Raw genomic sequence first — 23,189 nt, forward strand, 5'->3', positions numbered from 1 at the left:
TGATGTACCAAGCGACGGGTGCAGCCCTGATCAGGGCAGCGTCCTACCCTCCCGATCTGACGCTGCCGAGGTGGCCCGACCTGACCGTCGAGCAACCAGAACAATGGCGGGAGTGGCTGCAGAAGGCCTGGTCGCTACCAGGGTTCGCCGCTGCCGTTACCGAGGCTGCGCCACAGCTGACCGACCAGATCGCCCGCGTACTTGCCGACCATGCCGTGACCGGGCCGAGACTGCGCCGCGTGGTGGAGGCGACAGCCCGATACCTCCTGAGGTGGACGACGCGCGCGACGCCGTTCGGTCGATTCGCCGGAGTAGCTCCCGTGCAGCTTGGCCCCCGCGCAGCAGTCCGCTGGGGTGCGGCGCACCGGGAGACGAGGCGTCCCGATGGCCTGTTCATCGCCGAGCATGCAGCCCAGGCGGAACGGAACCTGCACGTGCTCCGTTCGGTCAGGGTCGTCACGAACCCGATCGGGTACCCGCGCGGCGGTACGTGGGTAGTGCCCTGCGGCCACAGCGACGGTGACCGGATCAGTGACGTGGAAATCGACCTCACGGACCCGATACGACGGGCGATGCAGCTTGCCAGCTCACCAATCGCGTTCGCCGACCTGGCGGTCCGGATTGTCGAGCGGACCGACACGAACCTGCCAGACGGCGCCGAGCGGCTCGTTGCCGCGCTCGTTGCCGCCGGCGTCCTCGTGTCCGAGATCCGTCCACCAGTAACCGTGACCGACCCAGCCGCCTACCTCTCTCAGCACATCGACCTGCCTGACCCCGGCGAGCGTGTCCAGGTTGATCTGCGCGTCGACTGCTCCGTAACGCTGTCACCGGTCGTGGTTCACGAGGCGTGCGAGGCCGCGGCAGCACTCGTCAGTGTGGCACCGCGCCTATCGGGCTGGGCTGCCTACCACTCCGCGTTCATCGAACGCTGGGGACCAGGCGCGGCCGTACCGCTGCGCGACGTCCTACGCGTCCTGGGATTTCCCGCCGGCTACCGCAGCTCGCCCCGCCGCGACCCGGCGGGACTGACTGCCCGCGATGTCCTCCTCACGGAGCTTGCCCAGCGGGCGGCCCTGCAGAACTGCACCGAGGTGATGCTCGACGCCAAGCTCGTCGACCAACTGCGCGGCGACGACGATCGGCCTTCGGTCCCGCACACCGAACTTCAGTTCACCCTTGCCGCGGACACGCTCCACGACCTCGACCGAGGCGACTTCTTGCTGACGGTCATCAGCGGCGCCCGCCACGCGGGCACCGCAGCGGCCCGGTTTCTTCACCTGTTCACCCCATCCGAGCTCGCGCTGTTCTCGGACGTCTACACCCACCTGCCAACAGCCCTGCCCGGCGCGGACGTGGTACAGATATCTGGCCCTCCACTGGGCGGCCGGTTGGCCGCCCTCGCCCGCGCTCCCGAGCTGCTGCCCGTCCTGCCCGTCGGCGACTTCCACCCCGAACCGCGGTGGACGCTAGCGGACTTGGCCGTCGCAGGTGACGGTCAGCGGCTCTGGCTCATGTCGCGTACGACAGGCCGTCCGGTCGAGCCCATGCTGCTCAACTGCCTGCTGTTACCGACGCTCCAGCAGCCGCTCATCCGGTTCCTGACGGAGATCCCCATCGCGTGGACCGCACCGTGCGTCCCGTTCGACTGGGGCCGCTGCCACGGTCTGCCGTTCCTGCCACGCGTACGACGAGGCCGGTCGATCCTGCACCCGGCCCGCTGGATCATCACCGCAGGGGTACTGCCCGGGCGTGATGCGACGTGGCACCAGTGGCGGGCGGCCTGGCAGCGGCACCGTGAACAGCACCGGCTACCCGCGGGCGTACTCCTTGGCAGCGGTGACGCACGGCTACGCCTCGACCTGGACGATACGGCCCACCTGGCGATGTTGCGCAGCCACCTCGACCGGCACAGAAGCGCCACACTCACCGAGGCACCGGGACGGGCCGGCTGGATCGACGGTAGACCCGCCGAACTCCTGCTCACCCTGACCCGTACCCCGCAGCGCGATGAGCTGCTTCCTCGACCGGCGCGGCCTGCCAGCACCGTGCAGCACCGACCTGGCCAATCGCTCTGGCTGGACGCCCGCCTCACCGGCCGAAGCGAGCACATCCTCGCTGACCTGTCGAAACGCCCCGACGTGTTGCCGGCTGGCTGGTGGTTCCTGCGCTATCCCGCTCCAGAACCCCACCTGCGGCTACGCATACCACTCAGTGGCGCCAATCAGTTCGCCAACGTTGCCCGCGACGTTGCCGCATGGGCTGAGCGGCTCGACGAGCAGGGCCTGCTGGCTGACTACAGCCTGGCTACCTACCGGCCCGAGACACGCCACGGCACAGGGCCTACCCTCGCCGCAGCCGAAGCCGTGTTCGCTGCCGACTCCCGCGTCGTCCTCGCGAACCTGACCGGCGACCGGCACGCCACCACAGCCTCCAGCATGATCATCATTGCTGACGGCTTCACCGGCGACGGCCGACGCTGGATAACCGAACATGTCCCGCACCGCAGTGGTCCGCGCCTGGACCCGACCCAGCTCAGCCACGTTCGCCGACCCCACGGAGACGACGACCTGACCACGGCGCTGACCGCCTACCGGACACTCGTCGACCGAGACGGCCTCGACCCGGACCAGGTGCTGGCCGACCTGCTGCACCTGCACCACGCCCGCATGATCGGCGTCGACCTCGCATCCGAGCAGCACTGTCTGCGCCTCGCCCGGGCCGTCGCCCGCACGACCCTTATCCGCGGCGTGCCATGAACGCAGGACAGTCACTTGCCGACGGGGCAGTCGGCATCGCCCTCCGGCACCTCGAAACCGGCAGATGGAACGCGGCGTACACCGCGCTCGAGCAGGCAACCGCCGACGGCGTCAACGCCACCGACAACGCCAGCCTCTACTACGGCGTACCCGCGCTCGCTTTTGTCCTCGCCGCATCCGACCACCCCGCGCTCACCCGGGCCCGAGCCGTCGCCGCAGCCGGGACCGCCACGGTGGCGCGCCGTCGGCTGCGCACCGCACACCGCCGCATCGACCAACGGCAACAGCCCGCGTACGCCGAATTTGACCTCATCCGCGGCCTGACCGGCATCGGCGTCGTCCTGCGTCGCGTCGGGGACCTCGACCTCCTCCGCGAGGTACTGACCTACCTCGTACGACTCACCGAACCCATCGGCGAACTCCCCGGCTGGTGGTGCCCACACGGAGCCAGTCGCACCGAGGCAGGGTCCGCAGGAGGCCACAGCAACCACGGCATCGCCCACGGCATCACCGGCCCACTCGCACTCCTAGCGCTGACCCTCCGCGACGGCACAACCGTCGACGGACACACCCAGGCAATCAACCGCATCTGCCAGTGGCTCGATACCTGGCAACGCCACACCAACACCGGACCATGGTGGCCCCAGACCATCACGCTCGACGACCTTGACCGTGGTGACTTAAGCCAACGCGGACCGCTGCGGCCGTCCTGGTGCTACGGCACCCCCGGCCTCGCCCGCGCGCAACAACTCACCGCGCTTGCCCTCGGCGACGCCACACGCCAACGCCTGGCCGAGAGCGCGATCGTCGCCTGCCTGAACGACCCGACCCAGGTCGGCCAACTCACCGACCGCAGCCTGTGCCACGGAACCGCCGGACTCCTCACAACCGCACGCCGCATCGCCGCCGACGCCTGCACACCCATACCCCTCGCGCCACTGCAACGTCTCCACCAGCAGGCACCAGAGGCGACCGACGAACTCGCAGGCTTCCTCGACGGGACGTCCGGCGCCGCCCTGGCTGCGATCGGAACCACGAAGACCTCGTGGGACGCCTGCCTGCTCCTCTGCTAACCCACCAATCGACCGGACGGCAGTCATGGAACAGAATGCCTGGAAGCAGTTGAACGTTGCCTATCCCGGCCCAGACTCCAGGCAACGGGAAGTGCAAGCCGTCGAACACCTCACCCGCGTGTTACCGGCCGCTGAGGCCGAGGGCCTCATCACCTCGTGGTGGTTCATCCGCAAGGGCCCGTGGCGGATCCGCTACCTCCCCGCCAAGTCCGCCGGTGACCCGGTGCGCCCACTGCTCACCGACACCGTGAACTGGACCACCGACATCTACGAACCGGAGATCCACGCCTTCGGTGGCGCTGCCAGCATGAGCGCCGCCCACGTCCTTTTCCACCACGACAGCCGCCACCTCCTGGATTACCTCAGCGACAACCCCGACGACCGGCGGGAACACGCGCTCATCCTGTGTACTGCGCTCATGCGCGCCGCCGGCCTCGACATCAACGAGCAAGGCGACATCTGGGCCAGGATCGCTGTTCAGCGCGGCACGTTGATAACCCCAGCACCCACCCAGGACCTTCGAGCATGGACTGATCTCACAGCCGACGTCCGCCGCCTCCTGCTCGGCTCACCTCGCGCGGGCGGCATCGCCAGCGACTGGCTGAGGGCCTTTGAAGATGCCGGGCAGGCACTGCGCGCCCTCCGTGAGTCGGGCAAGCTCACACGTGGAATCCGCGGAATCGCCGCGTTGCACGTGATCTTTCACATGAACCGCCTCGGAATCCGCGCGAGCGGCCAAGCCACCCTCGCGCGTGCCGCCAAAGAAGCAATCTTCGACGACCTATCTCCGTAATACCCGACAGCCGATGGTGTGGTCGTGCTGAACTCCCTGCTCGCTGTGCCCGAGACCTGACCCACATCGCGATCACGATCCGCTCTTGGCGACGGATTTCGTTCGCGTCCTCGCCTGCCTCGGCGCGGGGAATAGCGTGGTGGCTCCCTCGAGATGACTTATTACCCGGGTGCGTTGAGCTGGCGGCGCATGGCCATCGCTCTGGACCGGGAAACGGGCATCGTTCAGGACGGCGGAACGCGAGGGCGGGTATCGGTGGCGCCGTCGAGTTGCCCACGGTGGCACCCGGGCAGCAGATGATCTAGGAACCTCTGGTAATCATCGGTTGAGCGTGGGGTTCCGAACTTAGAAATCGGGCGATCTGGTGAATTTCGGCCAAGAGGGCGTCTGATGATGCTCGAAGTTGATGAATCTATGCTGTTGAGCAACTCTGCGCCCGGTCCCCGGACCGGGCGAGGATCGCAACAAGGGCGCCGCTGGTCGAATTCGGTCGGCGTACGTCTGCGCCCGGTCCCCGGACCGGGCGAGGATCGCAACCACGGACGCGCGAACCCCAACAACCCAAACCGAGGCCTGCGCCCGGTCCCCGGACCGGGCGAGGATCGCAACGGCGACCGGCACGGTGCCGTCAACGATCAGCCGCATGCTGCGCCCGGTCCCCGGACCGGGCGAGGATCGCAACGCTACACCGGCAAGGTCGGCAGCGAGCAGTCCTACCTGCGCCCGGTCCCCGGACCGGGCGAGGATCGCAACGTCGCCCGCGCCGGACTACCGCCCGACCTGGTGTGCCTGCGCCCGGTCCCCGGACCGGGCGAGGATCGCAACAGAGTAGTCCGGTGGCTTTGTCTCCGCTGGATATTGCTGCGCCCGGTCCCCGGACCGGGCGAGGATCGCAACGCCTACACCCTCCAAGGGAAGTTCCAGCGGTATAGCCTGCGCCCGGTCCCCGGACCGGGCGAGGATCGCAACACCCAGTCGAACGGGAGTGACCACCAGTCGGGGCGGGGCTGCGCCCGGTCCCCGGACCGGGCGAGGATCGTAACTGGCCCTTGGCGTCACCAACACTGTCGTATCCGTACGCTGCGCCCGGTCCCCGGACCGGGCGAGGATCGCAACGCGGGCGTGGAGGCCCACCGTCGTTTACGGGGTCAGCTGCGCCCGGTCCCCGGACCGGGCGAGGATCGCAACACCCCGGCAGCCAGGGCGGGAGGAATGCGCTTCGACATGCTGCGCCCGGTCCCCGGACCGGGCGAGGATCGCAACCCCGCGCGCTGGCCGCCCTGGCGGCCGCCGGCGCGACCGCTGCGCCCGGTCCCCGGACCGGGCGAGGATCGCAACGGGACCGAGGACCTGGACACCGACCCCGACGGCATCGGCTGCGCCCGGTCCCCGGACCGGGCGAGGATCGCAACCAGCCGTGCGGCGGCTCCGGCCAGCTCGCGATGATGGGCTGCGCCCGGTCCCCGGACCGGGCGAGGATCGCAACAGCTTGCCGATTGTCGCGTTCATTTCTTCGCAGACGCTGCGCCCGGTCCCCGGACCGGGCGAGGATCGCAACCAGGTGTACGTCAACGGTGCGGCGACCACGCTGACCGGCTGCGCCCGGTCCCCGGACCGGACGAGGATCGCAACCTCGACGCGGCCTGCCAGAACCGGGCGCCCGTGTAGCTGCGCCCGGTCCCCGGACCGGGCGAGGATCGCAACATCTCACACCGGATCGCGCCCGGCGGGCACTGCGCGCGCTGCGCCCGGTCCCCGGACCGGGCGAGGATCGCAACGCGGCGTTGCGGATCTGGATCTGCCGCCCGGAGGTCAGCTGCGCCCGGTCCCCGGACCGGGCGAGGATCGCAACGAGGAGCGGCCGAGCGGCGGCATCCCGAACGACGTCGCTGCGCCCGGTCCCCGGACCGGGCGAGGATCGCAACGGCAAGGGGCTTGAGGGCATCCTGACCGCGGTCGGCAGCTGCGCCCGGTCCCCGGACCGGGCGAGGATCGCAACGATCGCAAAGTAAATCTAGATTTGACCTGACGCAGACTGCTGCGCCCGGTCCCGGACCGGGCGAGGATCGCAACTCTGGGCTGCTGCGGGTGTCCGAGGCACGGTCGCTGGCTGCGCCCGGTCGCCGGACCGGGCGAGGATCGCAACGGCGGACCGGTGTCATCCATCCGCGCGATCGTCGGTGCGCTGCGCCCGGTCCCCGGATCGGGCGAGGATCGCAACACCGCGTCCGGGATCCCGGACAGGCCCAAGGCCAGCACGCTGCGCCCGGTCCCCGGACCGGGCGACGGGCAACTTGAGCAACCGACGGACTCGCGCCGTACGACATGAGCTGCGCCCGGTCTTCGGACCGGGCGAGGATCGCAACTCGAAGTCCTGCGCCGTCGCGATGCGGGTGTCGGTGACGCTGCGCCCGGTCCTCGGCCCGGGCGAGGATCGCAACGAGGGCACCGGCCGCGACACGCGCCCGTGCCGTGGCTGCGCCCGGTTCTTCGGACCGGGCGAGGGTCGCAACGCGTTCACCATCGCGAACAAGGTGCTGTGGACCCTGGCTGCGCCGGTCCCTGGACCAGGCGTGGATGGCAACCGCGCGATGGAGGTCCTGGACGTGCTCCCCGTCATCGGTGCTGCGCCTGGTTCCCGGACCGGGCCGGCGAGGATCCCCAACTGGTTGGCCGAACGCTAAGCCGTGTTCGTGAAGGTGATTGCGGAGATCTGCGAGCTGGTGCGACGGCTCAAGCCTATCGCTGTCCAACGTTGCTCACCGTTTGCGAACGATTTGGGAAAGGAGCCCAAGGGCAGTCAGGAACGCAAGGATTCCGGCCGGTAGCCCTTCCACGGTGCCGACCACTATTCCGCTGGCCGCACTTATGGTGAGGATGACCGTCCACCGTAAGGAGAGTCGGGAATCAGGCTCCTCATCATTTGGGTCCCGGCAGTTCGAGGGCGACTGGCCGACACTCATCTACTCTCCTCGAATCTCGGGAAGCGGTCATCGCGGAAGCCCGCCATGCGATAGCGCGCCAGCTCATTTCTAAGCCTCAGAGCACGGACGGTCAGGCCAGCACAGTCGCCGGTCATCGGCGTAAGCGCTGCCATGGTTGCACGCCGGCTGCATCGGTGCAACCCTCGGTAGTCGCGCCAACACCCAATTCTGTTGACGACGACAGAGAACTTGCCAGACGGAGGGCCGCTATGATGCCGCTGATGGTTGTAGAGGCCCCGGGAGGGGACTGCGGCTGGCGTGGTCGCGTTGAGCCGAGGGTCGCAACTCTGTTGTCGTGCCAGAGTTCGGTGCTGGCACCGAGGTAGCCGCGGGTTGGGGGTAAGTCATCAACCCGCGGCGCTCAGGTAAATATCCGACAGATCGCGAACGTGACATTGACTCCGTTGAAGCGGGGTGGCTGGATAGGCCCGTGTTGAAGCCATCTTGTAATCAGTTTGGGGACTGCGTGTGAGCGGCGAGGCTCCGTTGTGGGCGCATAGCCCTGCTCCCGGTACCGAGGTGTGGCACTCTCTTGAGGACCACCTGCGTGGTACGGCCACCCTTGCGCGACGTTTCGCGGCCCCCTTTGGTGGCGGCGACTTGGCGTACTGGCTGGGCTTGCTCCATGACTGCGGCAAGGCCAGTGATGCGTGGCAGGAGCGGTTGTCAAAGGTTGCCACTCAGGGCGGGCAAGTCGGCATCGACCACAAGGCGCTCGGCACGCGAGTCGCGTGGGACCGTGGCCTAGGCCGGTTCGCTGTTGGCATCTTTGGGCACCATGGCGGCCTCCTGGACCAGGGCGATTTCAAGAAGAAGTCGATGGCCGCGTTGAGGGATAACCCGCGGAACGTGGCGTCGGCGGAGGCCGCCCTGTCCCGTCTGTTGCCGGAACTGCCCGCCGACCTGAGTGCAGCGTTGCCTGAGCGTTGGCAACAGGATCCGCTGGTGGGGGAGATGGCGCTGCGGCTGTGTTACAGCGCTCTGGTTGATGCCGACGGGCTGGACACTCACGCGCACCACCATCAGCTCGCCGCTCCGAGGGTGCGCCCGGACGCCGACTTCGCCCACCTGTTCGCCCTGTTCGAACGCCGGCGAACAGAATCACTCGCGCAGCGTCCGCCGTCGCCGATCGATGGGCTACGGGAGCAGGTCTACGCGGAGGCTCTCGCCGCTGCGGAGCGGCCTACCGGGATGTTCCGGCTACACGCGCCGACTGGGGTCGGGAAGACTCTTGCCGCGGCTGGCTTCGGGCTGCGTCACGCGCAGCGGCATGATCTGCGTCGGGTGATCGTCGCGGTGCCGTTCTTGACCATCACCGAGCAGAACGCCGATGTCTACCGGCGGATGCTCAATGAGGATGGTGCGGAGCCGGTGGTGTTGGAGCATCACAGCCAGGTGGATTTCGATGCTCCCGAGGCTGGGCCTTGGGCGCGTCAGGCCGCGGAGAACTGGGACGCGCCGTTCGTGGTGACGACGTTTGTGCGTCTGTTCGAGTCCCTCTACGCCCGTAAGCCGTCGGCGATGCGGCGGGTGCATCGGCTAGCGGGGTCGGTGATCGTGCTGGACGAGATTCAGGCGCTGCCGCACGACATGCTCGTACCGATCCTGAGCGGCCTGCGTCTGCTGGTGGAGCACTTCGGGACGACGGTCCTGCTGTCGTCGGCTACCCAGCCTGAATTCTGGGCGTTGCAGACCTTCGCGGACCTGGACCGGTTCGAGTTGGTCTCGGAAGTGTCGGTGCTGAACGAGAAGATGCGGCGTGTGTCGTACGAGTGGCGGCTGGATGCAGGTCTGACCCTGGGTCACATCGCTGATGAGGCCAGCGGGTCGGCTGGCAGCGGTGTCGGTGGCGGGTCGGCGATGGTGGTGGTGAACACGACAGCGGATGCGCGGACGGTATATGAGCGGTGGCAGGAGGAAGGCTTCGGTGATGTCGCCTGGCATCTGTCGACGCGGATGTGTCCGGCGCATCGGCGGCAGGTGCTGGAGGTGGTGATCCGGCGGTTACGTGCCGGTGAGCGAGTGCTTCTGGCGGCGACGCAGCTGGTGGAAGCGGGCGTGGACCTGGACTTTCCGCTTGTGTATCGGGCGATGGCACCGGCTGATTCGTTGCTACAGGCCGCCGGTCGGGCCAATCGGGAAGGGCGCTTGGAGTGTGGACGGGTCGTCATCTTCGCTCCGTCAGACGGTGGGCAGCCTGCGGCGTACAAGGAGCTGGTCGGTGTGGCGAAGACCTGCTTCGGGCCCGACGTGGCGGATCCGGATGACACGTCGGCGTTGTCGGACTACTACCGTCGGGTCTATGAAGCGCTGAATCTGAAGGACCCAAAACACATTGGTCAGCGCATCCAGCAGGCCCGTGAGCAGTGGGCGTTCCAAACCGTTGCTGATGGCCCGCTGATCGATGTGAACGGCCGTCGTCGTGATCACGAGCGGGCGTTCCGGCTCATTCGTGACGAGGGCATCTCGGTGGTGACCCCGCAAGGTGCGTTGACGGACGCGGAGTCCGCTGCGCTCGTCGACCTGATTGAAAAAATCCGCGCTGCGCCGGTGCCGGACCTGCATGATCTGCGTCAGCTTCAGCCCTACACCACCACCGTGCACAGCGGTGTTCGCCATAAACCGGAGGTGACGGCGTACATGCGGCCGATCCTCGGCGATGACGTGCAGGTGGGCGGGCTGGTGGAGTGGATCGGCGTATACGACGAGGCAACTGGCATCACCTTCGACCCGAGATTCGAGGAGTTCGTGCAGTGACGACGGATGTGATCGACGGGGTGACCCTGCGGCGGAGCCGCGAGGGTGATCTGCCCGTGGTGGTTCAGGTAGTCGGCGAGGCGGCCCTGTTCTCCCGCCCGGAGCTGAAGGTGGAGCGGGTGAGCTACCCGGTCATAACCCCTCCCGCCGCGGTGGGCGTGCTGGAGTCGATCTACTGGAAGCCCGAGTTTCGCTACGAGATCGTCGCGATCGAGGTGCTCCTCCCGATTCGGCAGTTCACGATCCGTCGCAACGAGACCACGGACGTGGCACCGCTGGCGGAGGCGATCAAGGGCGCCCGCCGGGTGGACACGGTGGCGCATCGCGATCAACGTAACGCCGTGTGCCTGCGGGACGTGGCCTACCGCATCCACGCGCACATGGTGCCGGCTCCGCACGCGGACAAGCCCGCTTCGGCGTACCGGGATCAGTTGCGCCGCCGGGTCCGCCGGGGTGCCTGCTTCCAGCGCCCCTACCTGGGTACGCGGGAGTTCAGCGCGGAGTTCAGTTGGCCGGACGACACGGTCAAGCGCCAGCACGATCTGCATGAGGACATCGGCATCATGCTGCACTCGATTCACCGCGACGGTGGCGGCATTCCTCGGATGGAGTGGTTCTCTGCCCGGGTGCAGGCCGGGGTTCTGTACGTGCCGCAGCGGGGGATGGAACTCGCCCTTCCGGGCGGGGGAGTCTGATGTTGCTGCAGCGGCTCGTCGAGTACGCGGAGTCCAGTGGCGAAGTGACTCCGCCGTTCTACGCCAGGAAGCCGGTGCGGTTCCTGCTCTACATCGCCGCTGACGGCACGCCCGCCAACGCCGAGTTGGTCGATTTCGCGGATCCGGGGAAACCCGGGCAGCGCTTCGGGATCGAGCGGTGGATGCCGAACGTCACCCGTACCGTGGGGGTCGCGCCGACGCTGGCTGCCGACACCGTTGAATATGTGCTGGGCTGGGTCGCCGAGGACGGCAAAGCCGACCGGGTGGCCAAGCAGCACACCGCGTTCCAGGAGCTGATACGGGACTGGGCTGCCGCGGAGCCGGATGGCCCAGCTTCCGCCATCGCCGCCTTCTACGCTGGCGGTCACGCGCCGAAGGTCGTCACCGATCAGACGTGGAGCCGCGCCGACGTGGTGGCTTTCGTCGTCGACGGGCAGATCGCTACCGAACACGAATCAGCGCAGCGGTACTGGGCGGGCGTCGCCGCCGGGCGTAAGGGCCTCGGCCGGGCAGGTTACTGCCTGGTCTGTGGCCAGGTCCGCGACCTGCTCAAGACGATCCCGCAGCAGATTCCGCGGCGGTGGCTGCCCGGCGCCACCCAGAGCGCCTCGCTGGTGAGTGTCAACGAGGCGTCCCACGGCTATGAGCTGACGAAACTTCTGGCCCACACGCCAATCTGTGTCACGTGCGGTCTGACGTTCATGTCGTCGTTGACGGCGGTGCTCTCCGATGAACGGCATAGCACCGCGCTACCCGGGCAGAACGCCCGTCTGGCCTGGTGGCTGGTCGGCGGCTCCCGCTTCGACCCCATGGCCCCGCTGGACGCCCCGGACCTCGACGACGCCCGCGCCCTGCTCACCACCCCCCACGACGGCATCGATCCCGGCGACGATGACCTGTCCACCTTCTGCTCGGTGACCGTCGGCGGCAACGTCGCCCGGGTCGTGATCCGCGACTGGGTGGAAATGCCGCTGCCCCGGGTCAAGAACCACATCCGCTCATGGATCGACGATCACGAGATCGCCGACTGGTCCGGTGAGGTCACCCAGGTCCGGCTGACCCAGCTGGTCCGCGCTTCGGGCCGGTGGCAGGTCGGGCGAGGTGGCGCCCCCGGCAGTTGGGTCAAACTCGGCGCCAGGGGCGAGGACCGCCCGACCGGCCTGCAACACGCGCTGCTGCGGGCCGCGCTACTCCACAGCCCGCTGCCGCCGCGACTGCTCACCCACGTGCTCAACCGAATCCGCACCGACGGCCGGGTCGATCCGGCACGCGCGGCCCTGATCCGGCTCGGCCTGCGCCGCCGGCCGGACCGAACCGACGAGTCTGAAAGGCTGACCCCCACGTTGAACTTGGACAACCACGACCCCGCTTACTTGTCCGGCCGGGCCTTCGCCGTTCTCGATGACCTCCAGCAGACGGTTTTCCGCGCGGCGAACCAGCCGCTGAACACCACCTTCGCCGAGCGGTACATGGGTCGCGCCATCACCAACCCGAGAGTCGTCCTGGTCAACGGGCAGCGGACCTCGACCGCTTGGTTGCGCCGCCTACGTGGACCGCTCCGCAAACCGGGCTGGGCCAGGGCATACGCGAACCGACTCGACGACATCTTCGCCCAGATCGACACGAGCCGGGACTCGATCCCGAGCACCGCCGTCCTGGCGCAGAAGGCCCAGTTCGTCCTCGGCTTCCACCAGCAACGCGCCGCCATGCGCGCCGAGCGCATCGAGGCCGCCGCCAAGAAGAAGAACACCGACCTGCCACCCGCCTCGGACGACCAGTCCACCACCGAAGGAGACGCCGAATGAGCGACACCCACCTCGACCCGGCCCGCCGCCACGACGCCGTGCTCCTGTTCGACGTCACCGACGGCAACCCCAACGGCGACCCTGACGGTGGTAACCAGCCGCGCACCGACGACGAGACGGGCCAGGGACTGGTCACCGACGTCGCCATCAAACGCAAGATCCGCGACACCGTCGCCCTGATGCGCGGCGACGACCCAAAGTTTGGGATCTTCGTCGAGGCCGGCCACGCACTGAACACCCGTATCGAGGAAGGCCTCAAAGCCAACCCCGGTCGCGCCGACGAGGCACAGCGGTGGCTCTGCGAGCACTACTTCGACATCCGTATGTTCGGCGCCGTCCTCAGCACCGGCACCACCAAGGGCGGTGCCGGACAGGTACGCGGTCCGGTGCAGCTCACCTTCGCCCGCAGCGTCGACGCGGTTCTCCCCACCGATCATGCCATCACCCGGGTCACCCAAACCCGCCAGGATGACATCGACAAGGGTGAGCGGACCGAGATGGGCTCGAAATGGACCGTGCCCTACGGCCTCTACCAAGCCCGCATCTTCTACTCCGCCCCCCGCGCCGGCAAGACCGGCGTCACCGCTGACGACCTCGCCGTCTTCTGGCGGGCGATCACCCTGATGTTCGACCACGATCGCTCCGCCACCCGCGGCGAGATGAAACTCTGCGGCCTGTACGTCTTCAGCCACCCCGACGCCCTCGGCGTCGCACCGGCGGCCAGCCTCACCGAACGCGTATCCCTCAGCCGCACCAACACGGAAAAGCCTGCCCGGCACCACCTGGACTACCAACTGACCCTCGCCACCGACAACCTGCCCGAGGGTATCGAGTTCACCCCACTGGTGAATCTCTGGCCGTGACCCCGACGACCGATGGCGACGGCACCCTCGCCGAGATCCCGCTCTCCGCACTCGAGCACTACGCCTACTGCCACCGACAGACCGCGCTCATTCACGTCGAGGGCATCTGGGGTGACAGCGCCCAAACCGTACGCGGCGATCTGAGCCATCGACTGGTGGACCTGCCCGGCCTGACCCGGCGGGCAGGCCTCACCACCGTCCGCTCCCTACCCGTCGGCAGCGTCGTGTACGGCCTCCGAGGCATCTGCGACGTGGTTGAATTCGCGGGCACCACCGCCACCCCAGTCGAATACAAAGTCGGCCGCTACCAGCCAGACGGGCCCGCTGACCTCCAACTCGCCGGTCAGGCCCTCTGCCTCCTCGAAGCCGGATTCGACGTGCCCCTCGGATACATCTACTCCGTCGCCGAACGCCGCCGCCACCCGGTCACCATCAGCCCCGACCTCCTGCACCGGGTAGTGCAAGCGACCGAAGCCATCCGGCGTCTCCTCGCGTCCCCACACCTACCAGCGGCACGCAACGACACCCGATGCCGCAAGTGCTCACTGCGCGACGACTGCCTACCCGACATGACCGACGGTCGGCAGACCCGACCGGCAGCCGACCTCTTCACCCCAAGGCCGTTGGGACAGTGGCGTGACTGAACTACTCAACACCCTCTACGTACAAACACCCGGGACCAGCCTGCACCTCGACGGTGACACCGTCCGCGTCTACCACCCAGAACAGACCGGACGACGCCTGCTGCCCCTGAGCCGAGTCGACCACCTGGTCCTCTTCGCCGGCGTGACCATCACCGACGACCTGCTGCTGCGCTGCGCCGACGACGGCCGATCCGTCAGCTGGCTCACCGGCATGGGCCGATTCAGAGCCCGCGTCGCCGGCCCCACCAGCGGCAACCCACTCCTGCGACAAGCCCAGCACCGCGCCGTCGACAACCACGACCACCGGATCAAGATCGCCAAAGCCATGGTCGCCGGCAAGATACACAACTCCCGCCAAGTCCTGCTCCGCGCCGGCCGCGACACATCCGGTCACCGGCAGATCGCGCTTCGAGCATCAGCGGAACTCATCGCCCAACGACTGGCACTGCTCAAGAGCGCCGAGAACATCGACAGCGTGCTCGGCACCGAAGGCATCGCCGCACACGACTACTTCGCCGCCCTGCCATACCTCGTCACCGACAAGCAATGGCGCGGCACCGGCCGAACCAAAAGACCACCCACCGACCCCGTCAACTGCCTCCTGTCGTTCTTGTACGGCATGCTCCGAGTCGCCGTACACGGCGCACTCGAACACGTCGGCCTCGACCCCTACATCGGGTTCCTCCACGCCACCCGACCTGCCAAGCCGGCACTCGCACTCGACCTGATGGAAGAGTTCCGCCCCCTCCTCGCCGACCGACTCGCCTTCACCCTGCTCAACCGACGAGAACTCTCCGCCGACGACTTCGAACTACTCCCCAACGGCGCATACCGGCTCACCGAAACCGGCCGAAAAAACACCCTCAACGCCTGGCAGACCGCACGACGACGAGCCTGGCCACACGCCCAACTCAACCGCGAGATAGAAGGCGCCGTTCTCCCGCTCGTGCAAGCACGTCTGCTCGCCCGGCACCTCCGCGGAGACCTCGCCACCTACCGCCCCTGGACAGTCAACTGACGTGGACATCCTCATCACCTACGACGTCGAGACCATCACCCCAGCAGGCCAGAGGCGGCTGAGGAAAGTCGCCAAAATCTGCGAAGCATACGGACACCGCGTCCAGAAATCCGTCTTCGAGGTCGTCTGCCGCGACACCGACAAGGTAAAACTCATCGCAGCCCTGCAAGATGCCATCGATCCCGCCCGCGACAGCATCCGCATCTATCGCCTCCCGGCCAACGCGCTCGACAACGTCGAACACCTGGGGCTGCCACGACACGTCGACCCCCGCGGCCGGTTCGTGATCTAGGAACCCCCAGTGACCACCGAGAGAGCCTGACGTTCCCAACTAGTAAAGCGTATCAATTTGGACTTATCTAGCGCTGCCGGGAGTGCCTAGATAGTGATGAACCAGAATATTGGCTGCTCTCAAGCTGCTGCGCCCGGTCGACGGACCGGGCGAGGATCGCAACACCACCGCCCTCACGTGGGCTGACGTCGGCCAGACGGCTGCGCCCGGTCGACGGACCGGGCGAGGATCGCAACCTTGACCACCCGTGGGTCCTGCTCAACGTCTGACATGCTGCGCCCGGTCGACGGACCGGGCGAGGATCGCAACTGGGCGCCGGCGTAGATGCCGCCGCGGGTCTTGTCGCTGCGCCCGGTCGACGGACCGGGCGAGGATCGCAACCTCTTCGCGCATGCGCTCTTCCCTGCGGGCGACGGCGCTGCGCCCGGTCGACGGACCGGGCGAGGATCGCAACTTCGGCTCGGCGCCTAAACCGCCGGCCACAACGCCAGCTGCGCCCGGTCGACGGACCGGGCGAGGATCGCAACACGGGCTGAGCTTGCCGCCACGGTGAAGCGGGTAACTCGCTGCGCCCGGTCGACGGACCGGGCGAGGATCGCAACCGGGTCCACGCCATCGATGGAGAGCGGCCCGGGGCATTGCTGCGCCCGGTCGACGGACCGGGCGAGGATCGCAACCTGCGCCCGGATCTCGTCAGCGTCCCCGGCGTGGGCGCTGCGCCCGGTCGACGGACCGGGCGAGGATCGCAACACGAGCACCAGGACGACGACACCACCCCGGCCCCGGCTGCGCCCGGTCGACGGACCGGGCGAGGATCGCAACACCGCGCACCCCTGCGGGTGACGTCACGGCCGGTGGGCTGCGCCCGGTCGACGGACCGGGCGAGGATCGCAACTCCCGCTGGAGTCCCCGGTGTTCCCACACCCGTACGAGCTGCGCCCGGTCGACGGACCGGGCGAGGATCGCAACAAACCCGGGCGCATGATCGGCCCGCTGCCGGCCGGGCTGCGCCCGGTCGACGGACCGGGCGAGGATCGCAACGCGTCAAAGATCAGGCCAGCGGCGATCACGGCCGCGCTGCGCCCGGTCGACGGACCGGGCGAGGATCGCAACTGGTGCCGGTAGATGTCGACAAACGCCCGGTGGAATTGCTGCGCCCGGTCGACGGACCGGGCGAGGATCGCAACGGCTCCTTGGTCGGCTTCGGCTTCGGATCCTTGGTGGCTGCGCCCGGTCGACGGACCGGGCGAGGATCGCAACGCAAATGTCGGAGACGGAGAAGGTCGCCGCGGAGGCGGCTGCGCCCGGTCGACGGACCGGGCGAGGATCGCAACTACGCCCCGGAGGAGTTCGAGAAGGACCGCGTCCAGCTGCGCCCGGTCGACGGACCGGGCGAGGATCGCAACCCGACCCCGCGGCAGGAGAACTGCATGGCGGTGGGGGGCTGCGCCCGGTCGACGGACCGGGCGAGGATCGCAACCGCACCGACCCCACCCCCGGCACCGCCACCTCGTTGCTGCGCCCGGTCGACGGACCGGGCGAGGATCGCAACGGCATGCGCTGGTTCACCTACTTCCCGAACACCGCGTGCTGCGCCCGGTCGACGGACCGGGCGAGGATCGCAACATCTGCTCCCAGGTGCTTGCCCGCTGCTCGCGGAGCGCTGCGCCCGGTCGACGGACCGGGCGAGGATCGCAACTTCAACAACCAGGTCACGCAGCTCGCCAACACCATCGCTGCGCCCGGTCGACGGACCGGGCGAGGATCGCAACCCACTGCGCGACGCGAACACCGGCAGCCTGTGGGAGCTGCGCCCGGTCGACGGACCGGGCGAGGATCGCAACTCCGGCTATTTGGGGGTGACGCTGCACGGCGTCGACCAGCTGCGCCCGGTCGACGGACCGGGCGAGGATCGCAACACCTGCAGCGGCGTCTACGACAACACCGAGACGACCGGCTGCGCCCGGTCGACGGACCGGGCGAGGATCGCAACATAACGGTGCGCCGGGCGATCGACCCACGTACGGCGAGCTGCGCCCGGTCGACGGACCGGGCGAGGATCGCAACCGCGCCTACGACGGCCGGCTGCACGTGTCCGAGCGGGCTGCGCCCTGTCGACGGACCGGGCGAGGATCGCAACCCCGGCTCGACGATCACCCGCACCACTGAGGGCGCGCTGCGCCCGGTCGACGGACCGGGCGAGGATCGCAACTTCGGCTCCGGCGGGAACAGCTCCGCCTTACGCGCCTGCTGCGCCCGGTCGACGGACCGGGCGAGGATCGCAACTACCCCTCCGGCTGCACGATGTAGAGCCCGCCCGAGGTGCTGCGCCCGGTCGACGGACCGGGCGAGGATCGCAACAAGAACGACCTGGCCGCGGCGGCGCTCGATCAGGCGGCTGCGCCCGGTCGACGGACCGGGCGAGGATCGCAACATCGCCACACTCGACGACCGCGTCGAGTGGTGCCGGCTGCGCCCGGTCGACGGACCGGGCGAGGATCGCAACGATCCGCCGCGTACTTCCCGCGCTCCCGGCCGCCCAGCTGCGCCCGGTCGACGGACCGGGCGAGGATCGCAACCAGGCCCTGGCCGGTGACGCCAACGCCGCCGCCGCAGCTGCGCCCGGTCGACGGACCGGGCGAGGATCGCAACGTCACAGCTTCAACCACGGCGTCGGCGACGTCGGTGGCTGCGCCCGGTCGACGGACCGGGCGAGGATCGCAACTGGCAGTCGAAGTCCGGCAAGGACGCCGAGAAACGCAAGCTGCGCCCGGTCGACGGACCGGGCGAGGATCGCAACCCGGCCACGGTGCTGGTCATGAAACCCGATGATGAAAGCTGCGCCCGGTCGACGGACCGGGCGAGGATCGCAACTCCGAGTTCGCGGCCAGCTGCCGGCTGGCCTCACGCGCTGCGCCCGGTCGACGGACCGGGCGAGGATCGCAACCCCGACCACCCCGGCGCTGTCGCGGACCTCGACCGGGCTGCGCCCGGTCGACGGACCGGGCGAGGATCGCAACTTCAAGCAGTGGGGCTCCTACGGGCCGGCTCCGTGGAGCTGCGCCCGGTCGCTGGACCGGGCGAGGATCGCAACACCGGCTTCCTCAAGCCATTGGGCCTGCCGGACTGGGCGCTGCGCCCCGGTCGGTGGACCGGGCGAGGATCGCAACTCGCGTTTGGTCCGGTAGGCGAAACTGCCGCCCTCGCTGCGCCTGGTCCTCAGACTGGCGAGGATCGCAACAAGGTGTCCGAAAGGGAATGCCTGGATCTCGCTCGGCGCTGCGCACTGCTCCTCGGACCGGGCGAGGATCTCAACGCGGGCCATCGCGAACACGTACCGCGCCACCACCGCTGCTCCCGGTTCTTGGACCGGGCGAGGATCGCAACAACGGCAGCGTCGGCCCGAGTGTCATCCGCTCCGGGAGGCTGCGCCCGATCCCGGACCGGGCGAGGATCGCAACCTGTGCGAGCGTGGCGAGCGCGCCAGGATGCGGCACGCTGCGTCCGGTTCTCGGACTCGGCGAGGATCGCGACGAGGTCGACGACGTCGACGCCCGGCAGGCAAGGGCAGCTACGCCCGGGTCTCGGACCGGGCGAGGATCGCAACCGGTGTGCGTTGCGTCGGTCCATCCCGCGAGCTGGTTGCCGGCTGCGCCCGGTTCTCGGGCCGGGCGAGGATCGCAACGCGGCGGTGTACGCGGGGGGCACCCCTGGGCAGCGCCAGGCTGCGCCCGGTCCTCGGACGGAGCGAGGATCGCAACAAGCTGGAGGGCAAGGACGTCGGGCACATCGCCGACGTGGCTGCGCCCGGTTCTCGGACCGGGCGAGGATCGCAACGTCGAGGCAATGGCTGCGTTTCGCTCTCTCGCACCAGCTGCGCCGGTCTCGGACCGGGCGAGGATCGCAACATCTCCTCGGTCCGGCAGATCCCACCGCACACGCTGGCTGCGCCCGGTCCTCGGACCGGGGCGAGGATCGCAACGTGCCCGCGCTCGTCGGCGGCAGCGTGGTCAACGGCTGCTGCGCCCGGTCCTCGGACCGGGCGAGGATCGCAACAACGCGATCGCCAGCCTGTGGAACCGCAGTGTCGGGCTGCGCCCGGTCCTCGGACCAGGCGAGGATCGCAACCTTGCCTCCAAGAAGCACCGCGCCAGCCCGCGACGCTGCGTCCGGCTCCTGGATTGGGCGAGGATCGCAACAGCCAGGCCCAATTGCCGACGACGAGGCGTCCGGCGGCTACGCCCGGTTTCTCGGACCGGCGAGGACCGAGTACAGCATCCTTGAGCGGCGTGATCCTTGAGCGGCGTGAGGTCGCGGCTGACGCACCCCACTGCAGGCACTTCGGGTGTTTTGTGCGTCGCCACAGCTCTTACCGCCCGCGATTGCGATACGCCGCTGCCCTGTCGCGCCGACTCCGCCAACGACACGCCCAGCAGCGTCCAAGAACGCCGGTAGCAGTGGATAACGCGGTCTTCCGGTCTGTTGGACCTCCGTCTCATCCCATCGACCATCGCTGGTGGCGTCGGCTACGTAACAAGGCCGAGCGATGCTACGGCCATGACGCTTCCGTGGTGGTCGGTGCCGTCGAGTGCGAGGCGATCGAGGCTTCGCTCAGCGAGCCTCCGGAGTACGTCGCCCAAGTGCAGCGAGTGGCCGCCGCGAGCAGGTACCCGGCCCGAGGGCGGAGCGGGAAGCGGTAGAAGCACGTCGGCCGCGATCGAGGCCCGGTCGCGTGCCGGCCACGTGCAATTAGCTCGTTGAGTAGACCGCTCTCAGCGGCCCGTGTGTTGTAGGTTCGGACCCCCCTTGGAGCGCTTGTAGGCAGCAGCGGCCGTTGCGCAACGGCGTTCAGTTCGTGGGAAGTAGCCGGCCTGTCTCGTCGCCTTGGGCGTCGAGAAGTACGAGAATCTCGCCGTCGAGACCACTTCGTCTGGCCGTCATGAGCCAATGTTCGATCGGCACGCTGTCGGAGCAGAACGCCAGCGTGGTTGCTCTCGTGGTGGCGAGCAGGGTGCCGCCGGCCCCTGTGATCCACCGACCGCTTTGGTCGTTGCAGCCGTCGGACCCGTGCCACTCACCGTCTGTCGTGAACTCCAGGTACGCCGCCTTGTGCCCGCTTGTGGGTGCCCATCGACGCACCGGCTGCTGCTGGTCCACGGGTACAAGCGTCGCCGGTAGTGCGACGGCAGGTGCCAGGGCCCGTCGATCTTCGTCGGTGACCACCGGCGGTTCCAGCACGGAGTCGGCCTTGTCGGGCTCGGGGGTCGGTGTCGCCCCGGGGATCAGCCGGGCGACCGGTTGCCGCAGTTGGTCCAGAAGTAGGGGTAGCCCTGCGCCGTCGAATTGGTAGGCGGTCACGCTCCGCAGCCACCCAGGCGTCTCTCGACTAGCCTTCTCGCAGCCAGGGGTGCCTTCGACGACGGCGGTGGAAGCCGACCAGACGTCGGCGAGGAAGATGCCTTCGCTGTTGGCCCGCCAGGTCCCGCCCAGGGCGCCGCAGTGGCTGCCGATCAGGTGCAGATCATCGCCTGCGAGGCGGAGGATCTTGCCTGCGCCGGGGTCGGCAACATCGGCGAGTGTCCAGGAGCCGATCAGCATCTCCGGTGCCAATGGCGCCACAGCCCCCGTAGTGCCTGAGATCGGCGGCCTTGGGTCTGGGGAATCCCGGTGGCCCTGCCTCGCGCATCCGCTGAGAAGCATAACCAACGCAACCAACGTCGCGAGGCGTCCCGGGTGTGCCTTTTGGCTTGTCATGTTGCGGTCTCCCGGCTCCTCCGGCCACCCCCGGGCCAGGGCTCGACGTCACTCGGCGAACAACAGACGCATTTCTCCTAACAACGGCTGGTAGGAGCGTTGGACGCGTCTGCGATCTCGTCGGGCCGCGACCCGCTGCACAGGCCGCCCCTCGAGTGACGGCGAGGCGACACCGCCACGGTCTCTAGAAGGCGCCCGTCGAATGGAACATCGCTCTAGCCCAATACTGGATGGTCGGAGGTGAAGCCGGTCACCATCCAGTCGTCGGAGACAGCCAGGGGGATTCTCTGTTGGATGCAGAAACCGGCCCTAAATCCTACTGTCCTGCCGAGAGCGTGGTCGGGCCTCCTACCCGAGTGTTACCGGGAGGCAGGTTCTGCCGGTCTGGCCGGCGCCGGCGGCGGCCCGCAGGAACTCGTCTGCCAACGTAGGTGCTGCATCGCACCGCCGTCTCGATGTTCCGCGAACGTCGATCGGCTATCGCGCCGAGATCTTGAACAGTAGGCGAGCTCCGACGTGAGTCAACCGGCAGTTGGTGTCGACGATCGCATGCTGTTCAAGGTCTCGGCTTTGAGGCTTTCGTGGCTGGTTCGTCACCACTTCACAAGCGCGACCATTGATGGACATGATGGTCGGACACGGTTGCCATCCACCGATGCCGAGGAGGCCTCCATGCCGATTTCCCGAGCCCCTGCCCACTTCCCGCGCGCCGGGCGCTACATCGCCGCAGCCGTCCTCGCTGGTGCCGGTCTGGTCGGTGTCAGCGCGCAGGCGGCGTCGGCCACGCCTCCCGGGATCCCGTCGAAGGCGACAGCGCAGTCGCAGCTCAACGCTCTGACCGTAGCGACGCAGGGCTCGACAAGCGGCTACTCGCGTGACCTTTTCCCACACTGGATCACGATCAGTGGTAGCTGCAACACCCGGGAGCAGGTGCTCAAGCGCGACGGCACCTCCGTCGTCGTCGACAGTTCCTGCGCGGCCACCTCAGGTCGCTGGTACAGCCCCTACGACGGCGCGACCTGGACCGCGGCGTCCGACGTCGACATCGACCACGTCGTGCCCCTCGCCGAGGCGTGGCGCTCCGGAGCCAACTCCTGGACGACCAGCCGCCGGCAGAGCTTCGCCAATGATCTGAGCCGCCCACAGTTGATCGCGGTGACGGACAACATCAACCAGTCCAAGGGTGACCAGGACCCCTCCACGTGGCAGCCGTCCTTGCCGTCGTACCGGTGCACCTACAGCAAGATGTGGATCACCGTAAAGTACAACTGGAGCCTGCGGCTGCAGTCTTCGGAGAAGTCCGCGCTGCAGACCATGCTCAACACCTGCAGTTCCTGACCAAACCCTGGCCGGCACCGACGCCGGCCAGGGGTCCGTCGTTCGCCTGGCACCGGGGCGCGTTGGCGCGACCATGCTCGATGTGGGGGAGCGCTTCGGCTGCGTCGGCGAGTCACGCGACGCGCCGGTTGCGGTCCTTGCGCCTCCGGCGGGGGCGCTCCGGCTCCAGGATGGCCGGAGGCCGTCTGCGGCCGCCGGCTCCGAGGGTGGTGGCGGTAGCCATCCTGTCTGCCATCGACCCGGGCAAGCCGAGCAGTTCGCCGCCCGACCCGCCAGCGTCCGTACGAGCCGTCAATGTCCGCGGGCCGTGGCGGGCCGGGCGGCGACCCGCTCCCCGGGCGGGCGGGTCGATGGCAGACAGGATGGCGTTCGGGGGAGAAGTAGGTCGCCTCGCTG

13 protein-coding genes and 1 CRISPR repeat array are annotated in these 23,189 nt (G+C 68.4%); of the genes, 12 read left to right on the forward strand and 1 reads right to left on the reverse strand.

Annotated features, from left to right (window positions below):
- Nucleotides 1-2: 2 nt before the first annotated feature.
- From AB0F61_RS13875 to cas2, 11 genes are all read left to right on the forward strand, one after another.
- The gene (locus AB0F61_RS13875; protein WP_357808577.1) at nt 3-2,756 is read left to right on the forward strand and encodes a lantibiotic dehydratase; all 2,754 of its coding nucleotides are present in this window, start codon (nt 3-5) and stop codon (nt 2,754-2,756) included.
- Nucleotides 2,753-3,829: a lanthionine synthetase C family protein gene (locus AB0F61_RS13880; RefSeq protein WP_357808490.1), complete on the forward strand. Its 1,077-nt coding sequence runs from the start codon at nt 2,753-2,755 to the stop codon at nt 3,827-3,829. The genes AB0F61_RS13875 and AB0F61_RS13880 overlap by 4 nt, the downstream gene beginning before the upstream one ends.
- Nucleotides 3,830-3,854: 25 nt before the next feature.
- Nucleotides 3,855-4,622, forward strand: a complete 768-nt coding sequence (locus AB0F61_RS13885; RefSeq protein WP_357808493.1) for a thiopeptide-type bacteriocin biosynthesis protein — start codon at nt 3,855-3,857, stop codon at nt 4,620-4,622.
- A gap of 2,294 nt (nt 4,623-6,916) precedes the next feature.
- Nucleotides 6,917-7,306 (forward strand): hypothetical protein, encoded by a 390-nt coding sequence (locus AB0F61_RS13890; RefSeq protein WP_357808496.1) that lies wholly within the window; start codon nt 6,917-6,919, stop codon nt 7,304-7,306.
- A gap of 768 nt (nt 7,307-8,074) precedes the next feature.
- Nucleotides 8,075-10,363: a CRISPR-associated helicase Cas3' gene (cas3, locus tag AB0F61_RS13895; RefSeq protein ID WP_357808499.1), complete on the forward strand. Its 2,289-nt coding sequence runs from the start codon at nt 8,075-8,077 to the stop codon at nt 10,361-10,363.
- 8 nt (nt 10,364-10,371) lie between these two features.
- Complete coding sequence (cas5c, locus tag AB0F61_RS13900; RefSeq protein ID WP_357808581.1) at nt 10,372-11,058, forward strand: type I-C CRISPR-associated protein Cas5c; 687 nt, start codon at nt 10,372-10,374, stop codon at nt 11,056-11,058.
- The gene (gene cas8c, locus AB0F61_RS13905; protein WP_357808502.1) at nt 11,058-12,884 is read left to right on the forward strand and encodes a type I-C CRISPR-associated protein Cas8c/Csd1; all 1,827 of its coding nucleotides are present in this window, start codon (nt 11,058-11,060) and stop codon (nt 12,882-12,884) included. The genes cas5c and cas8c overlap by 1 nt, the downstream gene beginning before the upstream one ends.
- Nucleotides 12,881-13,747: a type I-C CRISPR-associated protein Cas7/Csd2 gene (gene cas7c / locus AB0F61_RS13910; protein WP_357808506.1), complete on the forward strand. Its 867-nt coding sequence runs from the start codon at nt 12,881-12,883 to the stop codon at nt 13,745-13,747. Before cas8c ends, cas7c begins: the two co-directional genes overlap by 4 nt.
- Nucleotides 13,744-14,391 (forward strand): CRISPR-associated protein Cas4, encoded by a 648-nt coding sequence (cas4, locus tag AB0F61_RS13915; protein ID WP_357808509.1) that lies wholly within the window; start codon nt 13,744-13,746, stop codon nt 14,389-14,391. Before cas7c ends, cas4 begins: the two co-directional genes overlap by 4 nt.
- On the forward strand, nt 14,384-15,409 hold the full coding sequence (gene cas1c, locus AB0F61_RS13920) for a type I-C CRISPR-associated endonuclease Cas1c (protein ID WP_357808512.1): 1,026 nt from the start codon (nt 14,384-14,386) through the stop codon (nt 15,407-15,409). Before cas4 ends, cas1c begins: the two co-directional genes overlap by 8 nt.
- Nucleotide 15,410: 1 nt before the next feature.
- On the forward strand, nt 15,411-15,701 hold the full coding sequence (gene cas2, locus AB0F61_RS13925) for a CRISPR-associated endonuclease Cas2 (RefSeq protein WP_357808515.1): 291 nt from the start codon (nt 15,411-15,413) through the stop codon (nt 15,699-15,701).
- A gap of 126 nt (nt 15,702-15,827) precedes the next feature.
- A CRISPR array of direct repeats spans nt 15,828-19,900; the repeat unit is 37 nt; unit sequence GCTGCGCCCGGTCGACGGACCGGGCGAGGATCGCAAC.
- Between the two features lie 649 nt (nt 19,901-20,549).
- On the opposite strand, the gene AB0F61_RS13930 is transcribed toward cas2, so the two are convergent.
- Nucleotides 20,550-21,455: an META domain-containing protein gene (locus tag AB0F61_RS13930; RefSeq protein WP_357808518.1), complete on the reverse strand. Its 906-nt coding sequence runs from the start codon at nt 21,453-21,455 to the stop codon at nt 20,550-20,552.
- 672 nt (nt 21,456-22,127) lie between these two features.
- On the opposite strand from AB0F61_RS13930, the gene AB0F61_RS13935 reads away from it, so the two are divergent.
- Nucleotides 22,128-22,793, forward strand: a complete 666-nt coding sequence (locus tag AB0F61_RS13935) for a DUF1524 domain-containing protein (RefSeq protein WP_357808521.1) — start codon at nt 22,128-22,130, stop codon at nt 22,791-22,793.
- The last annotated feature ends 396 nt before the right edge of the window (nt 22,794-23,189 follow it).

Origin of the sequence: Micromonospora sp. NPDC023888 (assembly GCF_040639415.1) — a bacterium.
Classification (GTDB): Bacteria; Actinomycetota; Actinomycetes; order Mycobacteriales; family Micromonosporaceae; genus Micromonospora.